The sequence below is a fragment of the Novosphingobium sp. 11B genome (assembly GCF_054589055.1).
The window spans coordinates 1-371 of the sequence record NZ_BAAILP010000259.1 but is presented as its reverse complement, the minus strand read 5'-3'; the positions used below and the strand labels follow the sequence as shown (position 1 = coordinate 371).

Below are 371 nucleotides of genomic sequence, written 5' to 3'. Positions count from 1 at the left end.
GCCTCGGCGGCGATGGGCGGCAGCGCGGCGCAGGACATGCTGACGCCGGGCATCCACTCGGCCTATGTCGAGGGCGTGAGCGCGCTGGCGGGCCACGGCGCTGTAACCACCCTCGCACGCGGCGTCGAGCCGACCGGCCCGCATCAGGCGCAGGGCGCCCTGTTCCGCACCACGGCGGCCGATTTCCTCGCCGATCCGGCGCTGGGCGCGGAAGTCTTCGGCTCCTCCTCGCTGGTCATCACCGTCACCGACATGGCCGAGGCGCTCAAGGTCATCGCCGCCCTCGAAGGCCAGCTCACCGCCACCCTGATCCTCGACGCCGAGGACGAGGCGGAGGCCGCGCTGCTGCTGCCGGTGCTGGAGCGCAAGGT

Annotated in this window: 1 pseudogene; it reads left to right on the top strand. The window is 73.0% G+C overall.

The window, feature by feature from the left end:
• Positions 1–371 (top strand): annotated as a pseudogene (locus ACYPYD_RS22770) (aldehyde dehydrogenase (NADP(+))); the annotation flags it as partial.